The sequence below is a fragment of the Couchioplanes caeruleus genome (assembly GCF_003751945.1).
Lineage (GTDB): Bacteria > Actinomycetota > Actinomycetes > Mycobacteriales > Micromonosporaceae > Actinoplanes > Actinoplanes caeruleus.
Genome location: NZ_RJKL01000001.1, coordinates 3,381,742 through 3,401,592, shown reverse-complemented (window position 1 = coordinate 3,401,592; position 19,851 = coordinate 3,381,742). Strand labels below are relative to the sequence as shown.

Here is a 19,851-nt window from a genome sequence, read left to right as displayed (position 1 = left end):
ACGCCATGGGTTCCGAGGGCATGCGAGCCGGCGACGCGGACCGTCAGGTCGTCGCCGAGCGGTTGAAGACGGCGCTCGACGAGGGGCGTCTGGACCTGCACGAGTACGACGAGCGACTGCAGGCCGTCTACGCCGCCAAGACCTTCGGTGAGCTGAACGGCCTGACCGCCGATCTGCCCGGCACCATCCCGGCCCAGCGCGCCCAGCCGGTGCCCCTGTCGCCCCTGTCCGTGCCGATGCCCTCCTCCGAGCCCGCGAGGACGGCGAAGCCCGACGGCGCGCCGTGGGTCGCCTCCTACAGCGGCGTGGTACTCGTCTGCGTCATGGTCTGGGCGCTGTCGTCGCTGTCGTCGGGCGACTGGAATTACTTCTGGCCGGGCTGGATGCTCATCCCGCTGATCTTCGGTCTCATCGGGCTCGCCAAGAGTCACGGGCGCTAGGGCGCTCGGTTAACGACCCGTAGCGGCGCGTTTGTCCGGTTCTGTGGGCTGTCGACACACCCGACCACGGGTTACGGCGACCTCGGTTTGGTGTCGATGCCTCCCCGCGCGTACACTGGCTTGCTGGCGCACAGCGTCCACTCCGGCATGTCTACCAAGCGCTTCTGGTGGAGCCGGAGCCGCGGCTGGTCCGGGTCCCTTTCGGGTCCGGGATGAATGCTGTGAGCCTGCCCCAGAACCCGATGTCAGGTAGCGGAGGACATGCCAAAGAAAGACGGAGCCATCGAGATCGAAGGCCGAGTGATCGAGCCTCTGCCGAACGCCATGTTCCGGGTGGAGCTCGCCAATGGTCACAAGGTGCTGGCTCACATCTCCGGAAAGATGCGGCAGCACTACATCCGCATCCTTCCCGAGGACCGGGTCGTCGTCGAGCTTTCGCCGTACGACCTGACCCGTGGGCGCATCGTCTACCGCTACAAGTAAGGGTCACGGGGATCCACATCCCGTCTGACTGAGAGTTAAGGCAAACCGTGAAGGTCAAGCCGAGCGTCAAGCGGATCTGCAACAACTGCCGGGTCATCCGGCGGCACGGGCGCGTCATGGTCATCTGCAAGACCGACGCGCGTCACAAGCAGCGCCAGGGCTGATCCAGGTCCTCGCACTGCCAGATCCGCACCACTGAAGAAGCTCGTCCCAGCCGCGGTGTCATGCACGTTGATGGCGCGCGGTCTCACCCCCGGTCGGAGGCCGGGGCCCGCCCGGGCAGGCGGGGTGGGGACGGGCACAGACCTCCGTGAGACACCTGAGGAGTACGCCCACTTATGGCACGACTCGTCGGCGTCGATCTTCCCCGCGAAAAGCGGATGGAGATCGCGCTCACCTACATCTTCGGGGTCGGTCGGACCCGCGCCGTCGAGGCGCTCACCGCGACCGGCATTGACCTGAACAAGCGCGCTAAGGACCTCACTGACGAGGAGCTCGTCCAGCTCCGCGACTACATCGAGGCCAACTTCAAGGTTGAGGGCGACCTGCGCCGCGAGGTCGCCGCGGACATCCGCCGCAAGGTTGAGATCGGCTGCTACGCCGGCATCCGCCACCGTCGTGGGCTCCCCGTCCGGGGTCAGCGCACGCGGACCAACGCTCGCACCCGCAAGGGTCCGAAGCGCACGGTCGCCGGTAAGAAGAAGCCCGGTCGGAAGTAATAGGAGCGCAACGACTTATGCCACCGAAGGCACGCGCAGGGGCTGTCAAGAAGGTCCGGCGCAAGGAACGCAAGAACGTCGCCCACGGGCAGGCGCACATCAAGAGCACCTTCAACAACACCATCGTGTCGATCACCGACCCGACCGGTGCGGTCATCTCCTGGGCCTCCTCCGGCCAGGTGGGCTTCAAGGGCTCCCGCAAGTCGACTCCGTTCGCCGCGCAGCTCGCCGCCGAGGCCGCCGCGCGCCGGGCCATGGAGCACGGCATGCGCAAGGTCGACGTGTTCGTCAAGGGCCCCGGCTCCGGCCGGGAGACCGCGATCCGCTCGCTGCAGGCCGCCGGCCTCGAGGTCGGGCAGATCTCCGACGTCACGCCGCAGCCGCACAACGGATGCCGTCCGCCGAAGCGTCGTCGGGTCTAAGGGAGAGATCGAAGCAATGGCTCGTTACACAGGTGCGGACTGCAAGCGCTGCCGCCGCGAGAAGATGAAGCTGTTCCTCAAGGGCAGCAAGTGCGATGGTCCGAAGTGCCCGTTCGAGTCCCGGCCGTTCCCGCCCGGGCAGCACGGCCGCGGCCGGACCAAGGAGACCGAGTACCTGCTCCAGCACCGCGAGAAGCAGAAGGCCCGCCGGACCTACGGCGTCCTCGAGAAGCAGTTCCGCGGTTACTACGAGGAGGCTGTCACCAAGCCCGGCAAGACCGGTGAGGTGCTGCTGCAGATCCTCGAGTCCCGTCTCGACAACGTCGTCTACCGGGCCGGCTACGCCGCCTCCCGGGACATGGCCCGGCAGTTGGTCAAGCACGGCCACTTCCTGGTCAACGGCGTGAAGGTCGACATCCCGTCGTACCGGGTGAAGGAGCACGACATCGTCACGCTCCGGGAGAAGTCGAAGGAGATGACCCCCTTCGTCGTCGCCCAGGCCCAGGCCGGTTCCCGGCCGGTGCCGGCGTGGCTCGAGCCCATCCCGAGCGAGATGAAGATCCTGATCCACTCGCTCCCGGCCCGCGCCGTCATCGACACGCAGGTCCAGGAGCAGCTGATCGTCGAGCTCTACTCGAAGTAACAAGTTGCCCGGCGCCTGAGAGGGCGCCGGGCGATTCCGACGGCCATCAAATAGCGGGTGGCCCGACAGAAAGAAGAACAGCGTGCTCATCAGCCAGCGGCCGACCCTCTCGGAGGAGTCGCTCAGCGAGACCCGCTCCCGGTTCACCATCGAGCCCCTGGAGCCGGGCTTCGGCTACACCCTCGGCAACTCGCTGCGGCGGACCCTGCTGTCGTCCATCCCGGGCGCGGCGGTCACCAGCATCAAGATCGACGGCGTCCTGCACGAGTTCACCACGATCCCCGGTGTCAAGGAGGACGTGGTCGAGCTGGTCATGAACGTCAAGGAGCTCACCGTCAGCTCCGAGCACGACGAGCCGGTCAGCATGTACCTGCGCAAGCAGGGCCCGGGCGACGTCACCGCCGGTGACATCCAGCCCCCGGCCGGCGTCTCCGTGCACAACCCCGACCTGAAGCTGGCCACGCTCAACAGCAAGGGCCGGCTCGACATGGAGCTCACCGTCGAGCGGGGCCGTGGCTACGTCACGGCGGCGCAGAACAAGAGCGCCGGCGCCGAGATCGGCCGCATCCCGGTCGACTCGATCTACTCGCCGGTCATGAAGGTGACCTACCGCGTCGAGGCGACCCGTGTCGAGCAGCGCACCGACTTCGACCGCCTGATCATCGACGTCGAGTCGAAGGCTTCCATCTCGCCCCGCACCGCGCTGGCGTCGGCCGGCTCGACCCTCGTCGAGCTGTTCGGCCTCTGCCGCGAGCTGGACGAGACCGCCGAGGGCATCGACATCGGCCCGTCCCCGCAGGACGCTCAGCTTGCCGCCGACCTGGCCCTGCCGATCGAGGAGCTCGACCTCACCGTCCGGTCGTACAACTGCCTCAAGCGCGAGGGCATCAACACCGTCGGTGAGCTGATCGGGCGGACGGAGGCCGACCTTCTGGATATAAGGAATTTCGGTCAGAAGTCGATCGACGAGGTCAAGATGAAGCTCGCCGGAATGGGCCTGGGACTGAAGGACAGCGCGCCGTCCTTCGACCCGGCGCACGTGGTCGACTCGTTCGGCGACGTGGACTACGACACCGACGACTACCGCGAGACCGAGCAGCTCTGACCTTCTCGGTCGTCTGAATTAGGAGCAACAATGCCCACGCCTACCAAGGGTCCCCGCCTCGGCGGTAGCCCGGCGCACGAGAAGCTGCTGCTGGCCAACCTGGCCACGGAGCTCTTCCGGCACGGGAAGATCAAGACCACCGAGACCAAGGCGCGGCGCCTTCGCCCCCTGGCGGAGCAGCTGATCACCAAGGCCAAGCGCGGTGACCTGCACAACCGTCGCCGGGTGCTGACGGTCGTCAAGGACAAGGACGTCGTGTACGCCCTGTTCGAGCAGATCGCCCCCCGCTACGGCAACCGGCCGGGTGGCTACACCCGCATCACCAAGACCGGCCCGCGCAAGGGTGACGCCGCTCCCATGGCGATCATCGAGCTGGTCGAGGAGCTGCAGGTCGCGGCGAACACGGCGCCGGCCAAGAAGGCGGCCCGCAAGGCCGCCGCGCAGCAGGACAAGGTCGAGGCGCTCGCCCGCGAGGACGAGGTTCCGGCCGCCGCTGCCAGCGAGGCTCCGGCCGCCGACCAGGACTCCGAGCCGCCGGTGAACGCGTCCGGCGACAAGGGCGCCGAGGGCCCGGGCAACCAGGCCGAGGGCGACGACACCAAGGCCTGATCAGGCACGTGCGGCCCGGCACCCTCTGTGGGGTGCCGGGCCGTTTCGCTTTTACCGTACGGACTAAGGACCGGGTTTTGACCGACACGACTCGTCTGCGCCTCGACGTCTCCTACGACGGCGGTGACTTCTCCGGGTGGGCCGCCCAGCCCACCCGGCGCACGGTCGCCGGGGTGCTGACCGAGGCGCTGGGCACGCTCGCCGGGACGGACGTGCCGCTGGGACTGACGGTGGCCGGGCGTACGGACGCCGGCGTGCACGCCACCGGCCAGGTGTGCCACATCGAGCTGCCGACGGAGGTCTGGGAGCGGCTCCGGGACTCGCTGCTGCGGCGGCTGGCCGCGCTGATGCCGCCGGACGCGCGGGTCAGGGCCGTGACGCCGGTACCGTCCACGTTCGACGCCCGGTTCTCGGCGACGTTCCGCCGCTACGAGTACCGGGTCGCCGACACGGTCTCCGGGCCCGAGCCGCTGCGGCGCCACGACACCCTCGGCTGGGTGCGTCCGCTCGACCTCGGCCGGCTCAACGAGGCCGCGGCGGGACTGGTGGGCCTGCACGACTTCGCCGCGTTCTGCAAGCGCAAGGAGCACGCGACCACCGTGCGCGCCATCACCCGCCTCGAGTGGCGCCGGGAACCGGACGGGGTCGCGGTCGCGACCGTGCAGGCGGACGCCTTCTGCCAGGCGATGGTGCGCAGTCTGGTCGGTGCGATGTTGACGGTGGGCGACGGGCGGCGCGATCCGGGCTGGCCGGCGAAGCTGCTCACGCTGCGCGAGCGGTCGAGCGAGGTGACCGTGGCGCCCGCCCACGGCCTGACCCTGGTAGCGGTCGGCTACCCGGACGAGACCGAGTACGCCCGGCGAGCCGACGCCACCCGCCGCCTCCGCGCATGACCGGCTGCCGTCAGGGGCGCGACCGGCTGCCGTCTCCGCGCATGACCGGCTGCCGTCAGGGGTCGATGTCGCGGGCGTCGGCGAGCTGGTCGGTCAGATAGCCCTGGAGGAGGTCCTCGGTGATGCGGGCCGCCAGCGGGTCGTCGTCGGCGACGAGGTTGCCGTCCGGGCGGGAGATGACGCAGTACAGCAGGTAGTGACCGACCGGATGCCAGCCGACCTGGGCTGGTGCGGTGGCCGGCACGCCGCCCCTTCCGCCCAGTGCCGCGAAGGTGCCGCGGCCGGACTCGACCAGCACCTCGGCATCCTCGCTGACCGCGTCCGCCGTGTTCGCGTCGGGCAGGACGAGGATGCCGGCCGTGACGCGGTAGTCCCCGTACGGTGCGATCATGGCGGCCCGGACGACCTGGCCGCAGCCCTTCTCGCTGAGCACCGCGCCGAGCTCGCCGATGGTGCCGAGCGCGCACTCGGTGTCCACGTGCGTCAGCGAGATTCGGTAGGCGGCGGCGCCGGACCCCGCCCGGATCTCCGGCCCGGGGAAGACCTCCAGCCGGGTCAGCGGCGCGTCGTCGGCGGCGCGGGAGCCTCTTGCGGCAGCGCCCGGCGCGGCGGAGGACGCCCCGGCGGGGCCTCGGCGCTCCTCGGCGATCACGAAGAAGGCGGTCAGCACCACGATCGACGTGACGATCAGCGCACCGAGGCCGCTCAGCAGCAATTGGAGGGCCTGCTGGGGCTCCGCGGGCAACCGCCGCGCGGCGGGAAAGCGCTGCCCGCCGTGGGCGCCCGGTGCGGACTGCCGGGCGCGGCCTCCCGGTGCGGACCGTCCGGGGCGGACATCCGGCGCGGGCCGGCCACCGTAGAGACCCGGCGCGGCGGGGACGCTGCCGGGATCCGGCGGTCGTGGCGCCAGGCGCTGGCTGGTCTCCTCCAGGCGCGGACGCAGCCGGCGGGGATCGGTGAGGATGCCGAGGGAACGGACGGATGGGCTCCCGGCGAGGACCCCGCGGGCGGTGACGAGGAGCCAGTCCGTCAGCGGGGCCGGCAGGGAGACCGTACGGCGGGGGGACGCATGGCGGTGCGGCGTACGGATGCGGGGATCAGGGGCCGACCGATGGTGGCGCGCGGCCGGCGGCAACCTTCCCGGGGCTGCCGAGTGCGCCGCCGAGTGTGTCGCGAGTCCGCTCCCCGGGTTCGCGCGATGGGCGGAGCGGGGGCGGGGGACGCGAAGCATGGCTGCCACGCTAGGAGCGCACGGTGATCGATGAACGCACAGATTGTGCGGCACCCCGGTGCGCCGGCGCTCGTTGCCCGGCGGGACACTGACGGGGTGAGCGCCGACCATTACTTCACTGCCGAGCCGGCCACGCCCGACACGAGGGGACGGATCGAGTTCTCCGTGGCCGGCCGGGCGTACGACCTGGCGGTCGCGCGCGGCGTCTTCTCCGCGGGACGGCTCGACCCCGGCACCGCCGTGCTGCTGCGCAAGGCCGAGCTGCCCACCGACGGCGGCACCTTCCTGGATCTCGGCTGCGGGTACGGCCCCATCGCCTGCGTCCTGGCCAGCGAGGCGCCCGCCGCGACCGTGTACGCGATCGACGTCAACTCCCGCGCCCGGGAGCTGACCGCGGAGAACGCCAAGTCGCTGGGTCTGGGCGACAGGGTGCGAGTGTGCACCCCCGAGGACGTGCCGGCCGAGGTGACGTTCGACCAGATCTGGAGCAACCCGCCCACCCACGTCGGCAAGGCCGAACTGCACGCGATGGCGGACCGCTGGCTGGGGCGGCTCGCGCCGGACGGCGTGGCCTGGCTGGTGATCAACCGCAACCTCGGCGGCGACTCGCTGCACACCTGGCTGACCGGCCAGGGCTGGGACGTGGCGCGTACGGCCAGCCAGCGCGGCTTCCGCGTGCTCAAGGTCTCCCGGAGCGCCGGAAAAACCGACTGACCTGCACCGCCTCCTCGGGGAAGATGGCCGCGTGGGTTACGTGGATGTCTCCGGGGTCGGATTCGTGCTGCCGGACGGCCGGGAGCTGTTCGCCGACGTGTCGTTCCGGGTCGGCGAGGGCGCGAAGGTGGCGCTCGTCGGGCCGAACGGGGCGGGCAAGACCACCCTGCTGCGGATGGTCGCCGGGGATCTCGCCGTCCCGATCGGCACGGTCGCCCGGGCCGGCGGGCTCGGGGTCATGCGCCAGTTCATCGGGATGATCGGCGACGACCGTACCCTCGACGATCTTGCCTTGTCGCTCGTCGCGCCCGTCCTGCGGGAGGCCGGGCAGGCGCTGGCCACCGCCGACGCCGCGCTGCGGTCGGCGCCCGACTCCGAGAAGGCGCAGCTCCGGTTCGCCAACGCGCTGACCGGCTGGGGCGAGGCGGGCGGCTACGACGCCGAGGTGCTCTTCGACACCGTCGCCGTCGCCATCCTCGGCAAGCCCTGGGAAGAGGTGCGGAGCCGGCCGGTGCGGACGCTCTCCGGCGGGCAGCAGAAGCGCTTCGCCCTCGACCTGCTGCTGCGTGGCGGCGACGAGGTGCTGCTGCTGGACGAGCCGGACAACTTCCTCGACGTGCCGGGCAAGCGATGGCTCGAGGCGCGGCTGCGGGAGTCGTCGAAGTCGGTGCTCTACGTCTCGCACGACCGCGAGCTACTGGCGCAGACCGCGACCCGGGTGGTGGCGGTCGAGGGCGGCGGCGCGTGGACCCACCCCGGCGGCTTCGCCTCCTGGCACGAGGCCCGCGCCAACCGGCACGAGCGGCTGCTGGAGCTGCGGCGGCGCTGGGACGAGGAACACGAGAAGCTGCGCGAGCTGGTGTTCACCTTGAAGCAGAAGGCGGCGTTCAACGACGGCCTGGCCTCGCGCTACCAGGCCGCGCAGACCCGGCTGCGCAAGTTCGAGGAGGCGGGGCCGCCGCCGCTGCCGCCCAAGGAGCAGTCGTTGCGGATGAACCTGCGCGGCGGGCGTACGGGAAAACGGGCCGTCGTCTGCACGGGCCTGGAGCTGGAAGACCTGACCTTCCCCTTCGACCTGGAGATCTGGTACGGCGACCGGGTGGCGGTGCTCGGCGCCAACGGCACCGGCAAGTCCCACTTCCTACGGCTGCTCTCGGCGGGCGGCACGGCCCCCGAGGCGGACAACAAGCCGGTCGACGGCGCGCCCCTGGCCCACGTGGCGCACCACGGCACCGCACGGCTCGGCGCGCGGGTCCGTCCCGGCCACTTCTCGCAGACCCACGACCGGCCTGAGCTGCTGGATCGTACGTTGGTCGAGATTCTGTGGCGCGGCGACGACCACCGGTCCGGAATGGACCGCGCGGGCGCGATGAAGGCGCTCAACCGCTACGAGCTGGCGGCACAGGGCGACCAGCGGTTCGGCACGCTCTCGGGCGGCCAGCAGGCCCGCTTCCTGGTGCTGCTGCTGGAGCTGTCGGGCGCGACGGTGCTGCTGCTCGACGAGCCGACGGACAACCTGGACCTCGCCTCGGCGGAGGCGCTGGAGGAGGGCCTGAAGGCGTTCGAGGGCACGGTGATCGCGGTCACCCACGACCGCTGGTTCACGCGCGGCTTCGACCGGTTCGTGCTCTTCCAGGGTGACGGCGAGGTCGTGGAGACGCCCGAGCCGGTCTGGGACGTCCGCTGACGGGCTTTACTCCGGCGGCGCCGCGGCGATAGTGTCGGCGGCGGAACCAACCCCACGGGAGTCCGGTGCACCGGGCTGAGAGGGGGGCTGTCGCGGCCCTCGACCGTCGAACCTGATCCGGGTCATGCCGGCGCAGGGAGGAGCGCGTTGTGGACCCTGTTTTCCCGTGTCTGCATGTCATCACCGACGCCCGCCCCGGGCGTGACCCGCTCGCCGTGGTCACCGCCGCGGTGGCGGCCGCCGGTCGGCTCGGCCTGGTCGACCGGTTGGCGATCCAGGTCCGGGTCGAGGACGACGTGACCGACCGGGCCGCGTACGGCCTGGCCACCGAGGTGTTGGCCGAGTGCCGCCCCGCCGGGGTGTTGTGCCTGGTCAACGACCGGCTGCACGTGGCGCTGGCCGTCGGTGCCGACGGCGCGCACGTCGGTGCCGACGATCTGCCGGTGGCGGCCGCCCGGAAGGTGCTCGGGCCGGGCACCGTGCTCGGCGCGACCTGCCGGGACGAGGTGGCGGCCCGGTCGGCGGTGCGGGCCGGCGCGACGTACCTGGGGGTGGGACCGGCCTTCGTCAGCTCCACCAAGACCGGGCTGCCCGCACCGCTCGGCGCCGCGAAGATCGGCGCGGTGGCCCGGGCCGTGCCCGGAACCCCGGTAGTGGCGATCGGCGGAGTCACCCTCGACACCGCCCCCGGCCTGATCGCGGCCGGGGCTGCCGCCGTCGCGGTCGTCGGCGCGGTCGCCGCGGCCGCGGATCCGGGCCACGCCGTCGAGCGGCTGCTCAAGGCCCTCGCATGACCGACCTGACCGTGATCGGCGGCGGGATCGTGGGCCTCGCCGTCGCGTGGCGCTGCCGGCAGCGCGGCATGCGGGTCACCGTCTACGACGGCGGTGCCGACGATGCCGCCTGGTATGCCGCGGCGGGCATGCTGGCCCCGGCCGGGGAGACGTCCTTCGGCCAGGAGGCGCTGACCGCGCTCATGGTGGAGTCGTCGACCCGCTGGCCCGGCTTCGCCGCCGAGCTGCAGCGGGAGACGGGGATCGACGTCGGAATCGACACGCGGGGCACCCTGGCGGTCGCACTGACCGGCGACGACCTGGCCGAGGCGCGGCGCCTGTGGGCCTATCGCGAGGAGCACGGCCTGGCGGTGCACCGGCTGCCGCCGAGCGCCGTCCGCGAGCGGGAACCGGCCCTCTCGCCCCGGCTCCGCGGCGGCGCGCACATCCCGGACGACCGGCAGGTCGACCCCCGGCGGGTGGTCGCCGCACTGCGGACCGCGCTGGGTGCGGCGGTGGTGCCACACCGGACGGCGGAGATTCCGCCGGGCCCGGTCGTGGTCGCGGCGGGCCTGGGCACCGCGGCCCTGACCGGACTTCCCGTACGGCCGGTGAAGGGCCTGGTGCTGCGCCTGAGCGGCGAGCCGGGGCTGCTCCGGCACGTCGTGGTGGGACATGTCGACGGCCGGCACGTGTACCTGGTTCCCCGCGCCGACGGCGAGATCGTCATCGGTGCCACCCAGGAGGAGCGCGCCGACTCGTCCGTGACGGCCGGAGCGGTGCTGGACCTGCTGCGGCCGGCCACCGAGCTGGTGCCGGACCTTGCCGAGTGCGAGCTCACCGAGACCGTCGTGCGGCACCGGCCCGCCACACCCGACAATGCGCCGGTGCTGGGCCGTCTGAGCGGCGACATCGTGGTCGCCGCGGGGCACCACCGCAACGGGGTGCTGCTCACGCCGGTCACCGCCGATCTCATCGCCGACCTCGTGGTCACCGGCCGTCCCGATCCCCTGCTCGAAGCGTTCACGCCCGGGAGGTTCGCATGAAGATCGTCGTCAATGGTGCCGGTCGCGTCGTCGACGGGGAAAGCACCGTCGAGGGGCTCGTCGGCGCGCTCACGGAGGCGCGGCGCGGCGTCGCGGTGGCGGTCAACGGCGAGGTGGTGCCGCGTTCCGCGTGGCCCGGGGCCCGGCTCAGCGAGGGCGACCGGGTCGAGGTGCTCACCGCGGCGCAGGGAGGCTGAGATGGCGGACCTCTTCGGCGAATCCCGGCTGATCCTCGGCACCGGCGGCGCGGAGAGCCTGGCGGCGCTGGAGGCGGCGATCGTGGCCTCCGGCACCGAGATGGTGACGGTCGCGCTGCGCCGGGTCGACGCGGCCGGGCCCGGCCTGCTGCCGCTGCTCGACCGGCTGGGCATGCGCGTGCTGCCGAACACGGCCGGGTGCTACACCGCCTCGGACGCCGTCAAGGCGGCGCATCTGGCACGGGACGCGTTCGAGACGGATCTGATCAAACTCGAGGTGATCGGCGACGAGCGGACGTTGCTGCCCGACGGCGTCGAGCTGCTGCGGGCGGCGGAACGGCTGGTGGGCGACGGGTTCCAGGTGCTGCCGTACACCAGCGACGACCCCATCCTGGCCCGCCGCCTGGCCGACGCCGGCTGTGCGGCCGTCATGCCCGCGGGCGCGCCGATCGGGTCCGGGCTGGGTATCGGCAACCCGCACCACATCCGGCTCATCCGCGACAGCGTCGACGTACCGGTGATCCTCGACGCGGGCATCGGCACCGCTTCCGATGCGGCGCTCGCGATGGAGCTCGGCTGCGACGCGGTGTTGATCGCCTCCGCGGTCACCCGGGCCGCCGACCCGGCGCGCATGGCGGCGGCGATGCGGCACGCCGTGGAGGCCGGTCGGCTCGCCGCCGGCGCCGGCCGCATCCCCAAGCGCTACCACGCCCTGGCATCCACCTCGGACGACGGGAGGCCCGCGTGGTGACCCCGCCGTGTTCCCCAGCGCTGTCACGCCCCGGCGTCCGCGTCGGACGAGGGAGGCCCGCGTGGTGACCCCGCCGAGTTCCCCAGCGCTGTCACGTAACGGCGTCCGCGTCGGACGACGGGAGGATCGCGTGGTGATCCCGTCCGGGGTCGTCGTGCTGACCGACCGGCGGCTCGCCGCCGGTCGGCTCGTCGAGGTGGTCCGGGCCGCGGTCCGCGGCGGCGCGGCGTGGGTCATCCTGCGCGACAAGGATCTTCCGTACGGGGAGCGCGCCGCACTCGCCGCGGAGCTGCGGACCGTGGCAGGGCCGGAACGATTGATCGTGGCGGGTGCGGATCCCTTGGGGGGCAACGCCGTGCATCTGTCCGCTGTGGATGACCGGCCCTCGGGGGTCGCCTTGGTGGGACGCTCGTGGCATGGCACCGAGGAGCTCTCCGATGTGGACTATGTCACGCTGTCGCCGATCTTTCCGACCGAGACGAAGCCCGGATACGGCCCCGCGCTGGGCGCCGAGCGTGCGGCGACGCTGGCGGGCGAGCGGCCGTGGCTCGCGCTCGGCGGCGTCGACTCGGCCGAGCGCGCGGCGGCCTGCGGGCGAGCCGGGGCGGCCGGCGTGGCGGTGATGGGAGCGATCATGCGAGCGGACGACCCGGAGCGAACGACCCGGATGCTGGCCGAGGCGGTGGCGGCATGACGCCGCCGGTGGTGCTCACCATTGCCGGGTCGGACTCCGGCGGCGGCGCCGGAATCCAGGCGGACCTCAAGACCTTCGCCGCCCTGGGCACCTACGGTGTCTGCGTGCTGACGGCGATCACCGCGCAGAACACGCTCGGTGTCACCGCCATCCACTCGGTGCCGACGGAGATCGTGGCGGCCCAGTTGGACGCCGTGCTCGCGGACTTCCAGGTGGCGGCCGTGAAGGTCGGGATGGTGGGGGATCCGGCCATCGCTGCCGTGATCGCCGATCGAGCCGCGGAGCTGCCGAACCTGGTGGTGGATCCGGTGCTGGTCGCCACCAGTGGCAGCCTCTTGTCCGGTGTTGCTTCTGTGGTGCCGCTGCTTCCGTACCCTCGCGTTCTGACGCCGAACCGGCACGAAGCCGGCGCCCTCCTCGAAGGCCGGGTGGAGACGGCCGAGGAGATGGCCGAGGCGGCGGCCGCTCTCGTCGGGCGCGGGCCCGAGGCGGTTGTGGTCACCGGCAGTGAGCTGGCCGTCGACATCCTGCACACCGGTGGGCGGACGTCGACGCTGCGCGGCGAGCCGGTGCCGACCGTCAACAACCACGGGTCCGGATGCACGTTCTCGTCGGCGATCGCCGCGCGGCTGGCGCTCGGCGACGACATTGCGGAGGCGGTTGCGTTCGCGAAGTCCTATGTGGCGCGGGCGCTGGCCGGCGGTCGCGATTGGAAGCTCGGCGCGGGGCCGGGGCCGCTGCACCACTTCGCTTGAGTAGGCGTTTGGGCTCGAGCGGGCGGCTTGGTCTTGAGCGGGAGGTCCTGCTTGGGCGGGCGGTCTTTGCTTGGGCAGGGCTGCTTCGTTCAGGCGGGGTGGCTGAGGGAGTGCCGGCGCGGGTCGTTGCGGCCCTGGTGCGTCCGGTTCATCACGATTGGGGAGGAAACATGAGGCGCAAGGTGTATGTCGAGGGATCCCGGCCGGACCTGCGGGTGCCGTTCGCCGAGGTCGAGCTGACCGGCGACAACCCGCCGGTCCGGCTCTACGACACGTCCGGTCCGGGCAGCGATCCGGAGGTGGGTCTGCCCCCGCTGCGGGGCCCGTGGATCGCTGCCCGCGGGGACGTCGCGCCGGTCGCGGGTGGCGGTACGCCCCTGGCGGGACGGCGACCCACCCAGCTCGCCTACGCCCGCGCGGGCGTCGTCACCGACGAGATGGAGTTCGTCGCGATCCGCGAGGGCGTCGACCCGTCGGTGGTCCGCGAGGAGATCGCGGCCGGCCGGGCCGTGCTTCCCGCCAACGTCAACCACCCGGAGAGCGAGCCGATGATCATCGGCTCCCGGTTCCTGGTGAAGGTCAACGCCAACATCGGCACGTCGGCGGTCACCTCCTCGATCGCCGAGGAGGTCGACAAGCTGACCTGGGCCACCCAGTGGGGCGCCGACACGGTGATGGACCTGTCGACCGGCAAGCGGATCCACGAGACCCGCGAGGCGATCATCCGCAACTCCGCGGTGCCGATCGGGACCGTGCCGATCTACCAGGCGCTCGAGAAGGTCGACGGCGACCCGGTCAAGCTCTCCTGGGAGATCTTCCGGGAGACCGTCATCGAGCAGGCCGAGCAGGGCGTCGACTACATGACCGTCCACGCCGGTGTTCTGCTTCCCTACGTGCCGCTCGCCGTGAACCGGGTGACCGGCATCGTGTCGCGCGGCGGCTCGATCATGGCGGCCTGGTGCCTCGCGCATCACCGGGAGAACTTCCTCTACGAGAACTTCGCCGAGTTGTGCGAGATCCTGGCCCGCTACGACGTGACCTTCTCGTTGGGCGACGGCCTGCGGCCGGGATCCATCGCGGACGCCAACGACGAGGCCCAGTTCGCCGAGCTGCGGACGCTCGGCGAGCTCACGCACGTCGCCTGGGAGCACGACGTCCAGGTCATGATCGAGGGGCCGGGGCATGTGCCCATGCACAAGATCAAGGAGAACGTCGACCTCCAGCAGGAGCTGTGCGCCGGGGCGCCGTTCTACACGCTCGGGCCACTGACCACGGACATCGCGCCCGCGTACGACCACATCACGTCGGCCATCGGCGCGGCGATGATCGGCATGTTCGGCACCGCCATGCTCTGCTACGTCACGCCGAAGGAGCACCTCGGCCTCCCGGACCGCGACGACGTGAAGGCGGGCGTGATCGCCTACAAGATCGCCGCACACGCCGCCGACCTCGCCAAGGGCCACCCCGGCGCACAGGCCTGGGACGACGCTCTGTCCAAGGCCCGCTTCGAGTTCCGCTGGGAGGACCAGTTCAACCTGGCTCTGGACCCGGACACGGCGCGCGCCTACCACGACGCGACTCTGCCGGCGGCCCCCGCGAAGACGGCGCACTTCTGCTCGATGTGCGGTCCCAAGTTCTGCTCGATGAAGATCACGCAGGAGCTGAAGGAGTACGCCGCCAAGGGAATGAAGGACAAGAGCGACGAGTTCCTGAACGCGGGTGGCCGCGTCTACCTCCCGGTGACGACGGCTTCCGCGTCCGACTAGAGGCGTGGTGGCCGCGGCTGCGGCCCACCCACCTGAGCCGGCCGGCTTGCCCGCTCGGCCTACTTGCCGAGGCCGCTGACCCAGTCGACGTAGTCCTCGTCCTTGCGGCGGCGCAGCCCGAACTTCTTCCGGCTGCGGCCGCCGCCCGAGGCCGGGTCCTCTTCCCCCACGGGCGGATCGCCGGCGGGGTGCGGCGCCGATGGTGCCGACCCGGCCGCCGTCGGCTGCGGCGAGGTCGTCGACTGCCGCGGGGGTCGTTTCTGCCGCGGGGCCACCGGTTGCGGGGGCGACATCGGCTGCGGCGGGGTCACGGGTTGGGGATGGGGCAGCGGTGCGCTCGCCGCGGTCGGCTGGGGCAGCGGTGCGCTTGTCGCGGTCGGTTGTGGCAATGGCCGGCTCACTGCGGTCGGCTCTGGCGCGGCATGCCGCCCGGAACCGTCGACCCGGTTCGGCTTCCGGCCGCCGTGAGAGGCGCCGCGAGGGGTGCCGGGGGAAGCGCCGCGGGGAGTGCCGGGCGAGGCGCCGCGAGGGGCGCCGGGGGAAGGCAGCTCGTCGGTGCGCTCGGTGAACGCGTCGGCGGCGCCCGAGTGACCGGTCCCGGCGGGACCGGGCATCCCTGCGGGTGGGCGAGCCGCCGTACCCGCCTGAGGAGGAACGGTGGCCCGAGCGGAAGCCGTCGACCGCTCGGGACTCGCGGCGTGGGCGGGGGCGGCCGACCGCTCGGGGTTCGCGGCGTGGGCGGGGGCTGCTGGTCGGGCGGCGGTCGGAGTGGGCACCTCGGCGGTGGGCGACGGGTCGGGAGCCGGATGGACGCCGGTCGCCGCGATGGCCGATTCCTGCTGGCCGCGCTTCGGCAAGGGCGGCCGGTTCGGGGTGGCCGTGCTGTCCGGGGTGTCGTCGGCGGCGTCGTCGTCCGCCGGGCCGGGGGTGCGTCGCAGGACCGCCGCCAGCACCGAGCCCAGGACGCCGGCACCGGTGGCGGTCATCGCCGCCCAGTAGGGCACCACCTGGTAGCGGTCCGCGCCCGCGCCGGGCCCCGCGACCAGGTAGGAGACGGTCAGCAGCGCCGGACCGGGCAGGCCGGCCAGCGCGATGGTCAGCGTCGGCAGGCCGCGGCGGCGTGCGACCCAGCCGAGGGCGGCTCCGGCCAGCAGGGCCAGTGCGGGCATGGTGGCCAGGGCCGTGCGTTGGGTCACCGCCGGTGCCAGGAAGCTCGCGTCGAGGACACCCAGGCGTACGGCGGGAAGCGGATCGCTGGGCGCGAGCGACGGCATGACCGATACGAACGCGACGCACCAGACCGCGATGCCCATGGTGATCAGGCTCCAGCGGGCCACCGCCTGGGCGAGTGCGGCCCACGCGGCGAAGATGCCCACCAGCGCGCCCAGCCCCGCGCAGATGGCGATGACCACCACCGGGTTCACCCCGGCGACCTGTGCCGTGCGGGCGGGCTGCATGGTGAGCGGCACGACCACGGCCGCGCCCAGCGCCGCGGCCGCGGCGAGGGCCAGCTCGGTGCCGGTGCCGCCGCGGAAGCCCGGTGCCCAGCGGCGGACGTATGCCGTTCCGGCCAGCGCTCCGGCCACCGCGGCCGTCATCGGGAACCAGGCGATCCAGGCGAGCTGGGCGGTCCATTGATCACGGTCAGTGATCTCGAGAACCCGGGTCAGGCGCACGATGCCCAGGCCGTACGCCAGTCCCAACTGGCTGGCGCCCGCGAGCGCGCCGACCCCGAGGGTGGCAGACAACAGCTTGGCCCAGGTCCGGAATGCCATGGCGGGCACGTTACGGAATGTCCTGGGGCACTCGCCAGTCAAGAAGCCGCTTCTTAAGGCTGACCTCATCCAGGCTCGCCCGGTAGGGGGTGCCTGCGCCGATGCGGTGACTCTCGGTTACTGGTTGGCGAGCTGGGGGAGGACGCGTCCGGCGATCAGGTCGACATGGTCGAGGTCGGACATCTCGATGATCCGTAGGTGGACCCGGGTGGCACCGATCTCCGCCAGCTCGCCGAGGCGCTGCACCAGCGCGTCGGGCGAGCCGACCACCGGATCCTCCGGCGGCAGCGCGCTCGGCACGTGCAGCGGCGCCGCGCGGCGCTGCGCTTCGGCGTCCGTACGCCCCACCGCGACCACGACGCCCGCCGACAAGCTCAGCGGCCGGTCGGCCGGACGCGCGTACGTGTCGCAGGCCCGGCGTACCCTCTCGAAGGCCGTCGCCGTCTCTGCCACCGTCTTGAACGGCATGTTGAACTCGTCCGCGAAGCGGGCGGCGAGTTCCGGGGTGCGCCGCGGGCCCCGGCCGCCGACGATCACCGGCGGGCCCGGCCGCTGCACCGGCTTGGGCAGGGCGGGCGCGTCCAGCAGGCGGTAGTGCTTGCCGTCGTACGAAAACGTGGCGCCGTCCGGGGTGGCCCACAGCCCGGTGATGATCGCGAGCTGTTCGGCCATCCGGTCGAAGCGTTCGGCCAGCGGCGGGAAGGGGATGCCGTAGGAGGTGTGCTCACGCTGGAGCCAGCCCGCACCCATGCCGAGCTCGATCCGGCCGCCGCTCATCGCGTCCACCTGGGCGACCATGATCGCCAGCGGGCCGGGCAGCCGGAACGTCGCGGAGTTGACCAGCGTGCCGAGCCGCAGCCGGGAGGTTTCCCGCGCCAGGCCGGCCAGGGTGATCCAGGCGTCGGTCGGTCCAGGCACTCCCGGGTCGGCGCCCATCGACTGGTAGTGATCGGCCCGGAAGAAGCCGTCGAAGCCGGCTTCCTCGGCATGTCGGGCGAGGGTGAGCTGGTCGGAGTAGGTGGCGCCGCGATGCGGCTCGACGAAGAGGCAGACGCGCATCGACTTCCCTAGGCCATCAGCAATTCGTGCAGCTCGGCGCTGCACCGGGCGACTTCGTCGAGGTGGGCGCCGCGGCCCAGGGTGCGCGGCCGGGGGATCTTGATGTCGAGGATCTCGCGGATGCGGCCCGGCCGGGGACTGAGCACCACGACCCGGTCGGCGAGCAGGACCGCCTCGTCGATCGAGTGAGTGACGAAGACGATGGTCGTGTTGAGCTCCATGTGCACACGCTGCAGCTCGCCCGACAGCTCCTCCCGGGTGAGCGCGTCGAGCGCGGAGAAGGGCTCGTCCATGAGCATCACGCGCGGGTTGGCTATCAGCGAGCGGCAGAGCGCGACCCGTTGCTGCATGCCGCCCGAGAGCTCATGGGGCAGCCGTCGTTCGAAGCCGCCGAGGCCGGTCATGGTCAGCAGCTCGTGCGCCCGCTGGCGGTGGGCAGCCTTCCGCCAGCCGAAGATCTGCACCGGAAGCAGCACGTTGTCGAGCACCGAGCGCCAGGGCAGCAGGGCCGGCCGCTGGAACATCATCGCCATGTCGCGGCGGGGTTTCGTCACCCGGTCGCCTGATACGTGTACCTCTCCCGATGTGGCCGGGAGCAGGCCGGCGATGAGGCGCAGCAGAGTGGACTTGCCACACCCGGAGCGACCGAGCACGGCGACGAACTCGGCCTCCGCGACCTCGAGATCGATTCCGCCCAGGGCGTCCACGGTGCCGGAACGGCCCGTGAAGGTCCGTGAGACACCCGAGAGACGGATCATCTGCGCGCGCTTTCAATGGAGTGTGATCAATGCGCTGCCACTGTAGCCATATCATGGTCCGTCGTCGCGGGGAGCCTGTCCGCAAAGGGTCTTCGATGCACATCCGTCATCGATGATCGATGTCTGTTCCCCTACGCTAACGCCGCGAGGTCGTCACACCACCATCCGGCGCCACGGCACCCCCCGCCGCCGGCGCCGACCGCCTCAACACCCCTCGGTTGGGAAGGAACACGGTGCACAGAAGGACATTCACCCGCACGCTCGTGGTCGCCGCGCTGGCCACGACTCTCGCCGCCGCAGGTTGCGACGACGGGGACGACAAGGGCGCGGCCGGCGGCACGCAGACGCTGGAAAAGGTCACCTACCTGACGTCGTTCGGCACCTTCGGCCGCGACTCGTTCGCGTATGTGGCCAAGGAAAAGGGCTTCTTCCGCGACGCGGGCTTCGACGTGGAGATCAAGCCGGGCAACGGCAGCGGCGACAACGTCAAGGCGATCGTCGGTGGACAGGCGCAGTTCGTCCCGATCGACCTCACCGGCGGCCTGCTCGCCGCGGGCGGGTCCGGTGGCGCACCGAAGATCACCGGCTTCACCGCGGTGGCGGCGATCCAGCAGCGCACCATGGCGGCGATCATGTCACTCGACGGCTACGGCATCGCCACGCCCAAGGATCTCGAGGGCAAGACCATCGCGGACACCCCCGGATCCGTGGTGCGCAACCTCTTCCCGACGTACGCCAAGCTTGCCAGCGTGGACGCGTCCAAGGTCAAGTTCGAGAACGGCACGGCGCAGACGCTCTTCGGCACGTTGGCACAGCACAAGGTGGACGCGATCGGGCAGTTCGTGGTCGGCAAGCCCACCATCGAGGGCATCGCCAAGAAGACCGCGGTGCTGCTGCCCTACAGCGACTATCTGCAGGATCTCTACGGCAATGTGCTGATCACGTCTTCCCAGTACGCCAAGGACAACCCCGAGAAGGTCCGCAAGTTCACCGCGGCGCTGCTCAAGGGCCTGCAAGCCTCGATCACCAACCCCGAGGAGGCGGGCACGATCCTGAAGAAGTACGTGCCCACCGCCAACCCGCAGTCGGCCGCCGCCGAGCTGACGCTGATGGGACCGTTCGTGCGCTCGGAGGCCGCCGGTGTGCCGGTCGGCGCTCTCGACAGCCAGCGCGTGGCGCGCAGCATCGCGATCCTGCAGGGATCCGGGCAGATTCCCGCGGGGCTCACGCCCGAGCAGGTCATCACGTTCGACCTGGTGCCGAACGCCTGATCCGCCACCGGCGCGGGGTGCCCTGCCCGGGCGCTCCGCGACCGACGGAGGGAGCGATGA

Annotated in this window: 23 protein-coding genes and 1 riboswitch; of the genes, 19 read left to right on the top strand and 4 right to left on the bottom strand. The window is 71.7% G+C overall.

Annotated features, from left to right (window positions below):
• Positions 1-5 precede the first annotated feature (5 nt).
• The 9 genes from EDD30_RS15060 to truA all read left to right on the top strand — a co-directional run bounded on the left by EDD30_RS15060 (position 6) and on the right by truA (position 5,314).
• The gene (locus EDD30_RS15060) at positions 6-440 is read left to right on the top strand and encodes a DUF1707 SHOCT-like domain-containing protein (RefSeq protein WP_071803338.1); all 435 of its coding nucleotides are present in this window, start codon (positions 6-8) and stop codon (positions 438-440) included.
• A 261-nt stretch (positions 441-701) separates the two neighbouring features.
• Entirely contained in the window at positions 702-923 is a 222-nt protein-coding gene (infA, locus tag EDD30_RS15055) for a translation initiation factor IF-1 (RefSeq protein ID WP_007073013.1), read from the top strand.
• Between the two features lie 47 nt (positions 924-970).
• On the top strand, positions 971-1,087 hold the full coding sequence (gene rpmJ / locus EDD30_RS15050; RefSeq protein ID WP_015619018.1) for a 50S ribosomal protein L36: 117 nt from the start codon (positions 971-973) through the stop codon (positions 1,085-1,087).
• A gap of 174 nt (positions 1,088-1,261) precedes the next feature.
• A complete protein-coding gene (rpsM, locus tag EDD30_RS15045; protein WP_071803339.1) occupies positions 1,262-1,642 on the top strand; it encodes a 30S ribosomal protein S13 in 381 nt (126 codons plus the stop codon).
• Between the two features lie 17 nt (positions 1,643-1,659).
• Positions 1,660-2,064: a 30S ribosomal protein S11 gene (gene rpsK / locus EDD30_RS15040; RefSeq protein WP_071803340.1), complete on the top strand. Its 405-nt coding sequence runs from the start codon at positions 1,660-1,662 to the stop codon at positions 2,062-2,064.
• Positions 2,065-2,080: 16 nt separating this feature from the next.
• Positions 2,081-2,707, top strand: a complete 627-nt coding sequence (rpsD, locus tag EDD30_RS15035) for a 30S ribosomal protein S4 (protein ID WP_071803341.1) — start codon at positions 2,081-2,083, stop codon at positions 2,705-2,707.
• Positions 2,708-2,789: 82 nt separating this feature from the next.
• Positions 2,790-3,812 (top strand): DNA-directed RNA polymerase subunit alpha, encoded by a 1,023-nt coding sequence (locus tag EDD30_RS15030; protein WP_071803342.1) that lies wholly within the window; start codon positions 2,790-2,792, stop codon positions 3,810-3,812.
• Between the two features lie 30 nt (positions 3,813-3,842).
• Entirely contained in the window at positions 3,843-4,421 is a 579-nt protein-coding gene (gene rplQ, locus EDD30_RS15025; protein ID WP_071803343.1) for a 50S ribosomal protein L17, read from the top strand.
• A 77-nt stretch (positions 4,422-4,498) separates the two neighbouring features.
• Positions 4,499-5,314, top strand: a complete 816-nt coding sequence (gene truA / locus EDD30_RS15020; protein ID WP_071803344.1) for a tRNA pseudouridine(38-40) synthase TruA — start codon at positions 4,499-4,501, stop codon at positions 5,312-5,314.
• A 55-nt stretch (positions 5,315-5,369) separates the two neighbouring features.
• Here the strand turns inward: truA and EDD30_RS38270 are convergent, their stop codons facing one another.
• Positions 5,370-6,545: a hypothetical protein gene (locus tag EDD30_RS38270; RefSeq protein ID WP_148088136.1), complete on the bottom strand. Its 1,176-nt coding sequence runs from the start codon at positions 6,543-6,545 to the stop codon at positions 5,370-5,372.
• Positions 6,546-6,641: 96 nt separating this feature from the next.
• Between EDD30_RS38270 and EDD30_RS15010 the strand changes: the two genes are divergently transcribed.
• From EDD30_RS15010 to thiC, 9 genes are all read left to right on the top strand, one after another.
• On the top strand, positions 6,642-7,259 hold the full coding sequence (locus EDD30_RS15010; RefSeq protein ID WP_071808920.1) for a class I SAM-dependent methyltransferase: 618 nt from the start codon (positions 6,642-6,644) through the stop codon (positions 7,257-7,259).
• 31 nt (positions 7,260-7,290) lie between these two features.
• Positions 7,291-8,946 carry an ABC-F family ATP-binding cassette domain-containing protein gene (locus tag EDD30_RS15005; protein ID WP_071808914.1) on the top strand — a complete coding sequence of 552 codons (1,656 nt, stop codon included), beginning with the start codon at positions 7,291-7,293 and terminating at the stop codon, positions 8,944-8,946.
• Positions 8,947-8,990: 44 nt separating this feature from the next.
• A riboswitch (TPP riboswitch) is annotated at positions 8,991-9,102 on the top strand.
• Positions 9,096-9,740 carry a thiamine phosphate synthase gene (locus EDD30_RS15000; protein WP_084557469.1) on the top strand — a complete coding sequence of 215 codons (645 nt, stop codon included), beginning with the start codon at positions 9,096-9,098 and terminating at the stop codon, positions 9,738-9,740. (Overlaps the previous riboswitch by 7 nt.)
• Positions 9,737-10,765 (top strand): glycine oxidase ThiO, encoded by a 1,029-nt coding sequence (thiO, locus tag EDD30_RS14995; protein ID WP_071808913.1) that lies wholly within the window; start codon positions 9,737-9,739, stop codon positions 10,763-10,765. Before EDD30_RS15000 ends, thiO begins: the two co-directional genes overlap by 4 nt.
• A complete protein-coding gene (gene thiS / locus EDD30_RS14990; protein WP_071808911.1) occupies positions 10,762-10,962 on the top strand; it encodes a sulfur carrier protein ThiS in 201 nt (66 codons plus the stop codon). Before thiO ends, thiS begins: the two co-directional genes overlap by 4 nt.
• Before the next feature lies 1 nt (position 10,963).
• Positions 10,964-11,713: a thiazole synthase gene (locus tag EDD30_RS14985; RefSeq protein WP_071808909.1), complete on the top strand. Its 750-nt coding sequence runs from the start codon at positions 10,964-10,966 to the stop codon at positions 11,711-11,713.
• Between the two features lie 130 nt (positions 11,714-11,843).
• Positions 11,844-12,407 (top strand): thiamine phosphate synthase, encoded by a 564-nt coding sequence (locus EDD30_RS14980; protein WP_071808908.1) that lies wholly within the window; start codon positions 11,844-11,846, stop codon positions 12,405-12,407.
• Entirely contained in the window at positions 12,404-13,162 is a 759-nt protein-coding gene (thiD, locus tag EDD30_RS14975) for a bifunctional hydroxymethylpyrimidine kinase/phosphomethylpyrimidine kinase (RefSeq protein WP_071808907.1), read from the top strand. The genes EDD30_RS14980 and thiD overlap by 4 nt, the downstream gene beginning before the upstream one ends.
• Before the next feature lie 170 nt (positions 13,163-13,332).
• Positions 13,333-14,928: a phosphomethylpyrimidine synthase ThiC gene (gene thiC / locus EDD30_RS14970; RefSeq protein ID WP_071808906.1), complete on the top strand. Its 1,596-nt coding sequence runs from the start codon at positions 13,333-13,335 to the stop codon at positions 14,926-14,928.
• A gap of 59 nt (positions 14,929-14,987) precedes the next feature.
• Here thiC and EDD30_RS14965 read toward each other — a convergent pair whose 3' ends face one another.
• The 3 genes from EDD30_RS14965 to EDD30_RS14955 form a co-directional block, all read right to left on the bottom strand.
• Positions 14,988-16,703, bottom strand: a complete 1,716-nt coding sequence (locus EDD30_RS14965; RefSeq protein WP_071808905.1) for a hypothetical protein — start codon at positions 16,701-16,703, stop codon at positions 14,988-14,990.
• 117 nt (positions 16,704-16,820) lie between these two features.
• Positions 16,821-17,762 carry an LLM class F420-dependent oxidoreductase gene (locus tag EDD30_RS14960; RefSeq protein WP_071808904.1) on the bottom strand — a complete coding sequence of 314 codons (942 nt, stop codon included), beginning with the start codon at positions 17,760-17,762 and terminating at the stop codon, positions 16,821-16,823.
• Between the two features lie 8 nt (positions 17,763-17,770).
• Positions 17,771-18,520: an ABC transporter ATP-binding protein gene (locus tag EDD30_RS14955; RefSeq protein ID WP_071808903.1), complete on the bottom strand. Its 750-nt coding sequence runs from the start codon at positions 18,518-18,520 to the stop codon at positions 17,771-17,773.
• Positions 18,521-18,795: 275 nt separating this feature from the next.
• Here EDD30_RS14955 and EDD30_RS14950 point away from each other — a divergent pair, with 275 nt between their 5' ends.
• The gene (locus EDD30_RS14950; RefSeq protein ID WP_071808918.1) at positions 18,796-19,791 is read left to right on the top strand and encodes an ABC transporter substrate-binding protein; all 996 of its coding nucleotides are present in this window, start codon (positions 18,796-18,798) and stop codon (positions 19,789-19,791) included.
• Positions 19,792-19,851 lie beyond the last annotated feature (60 nt).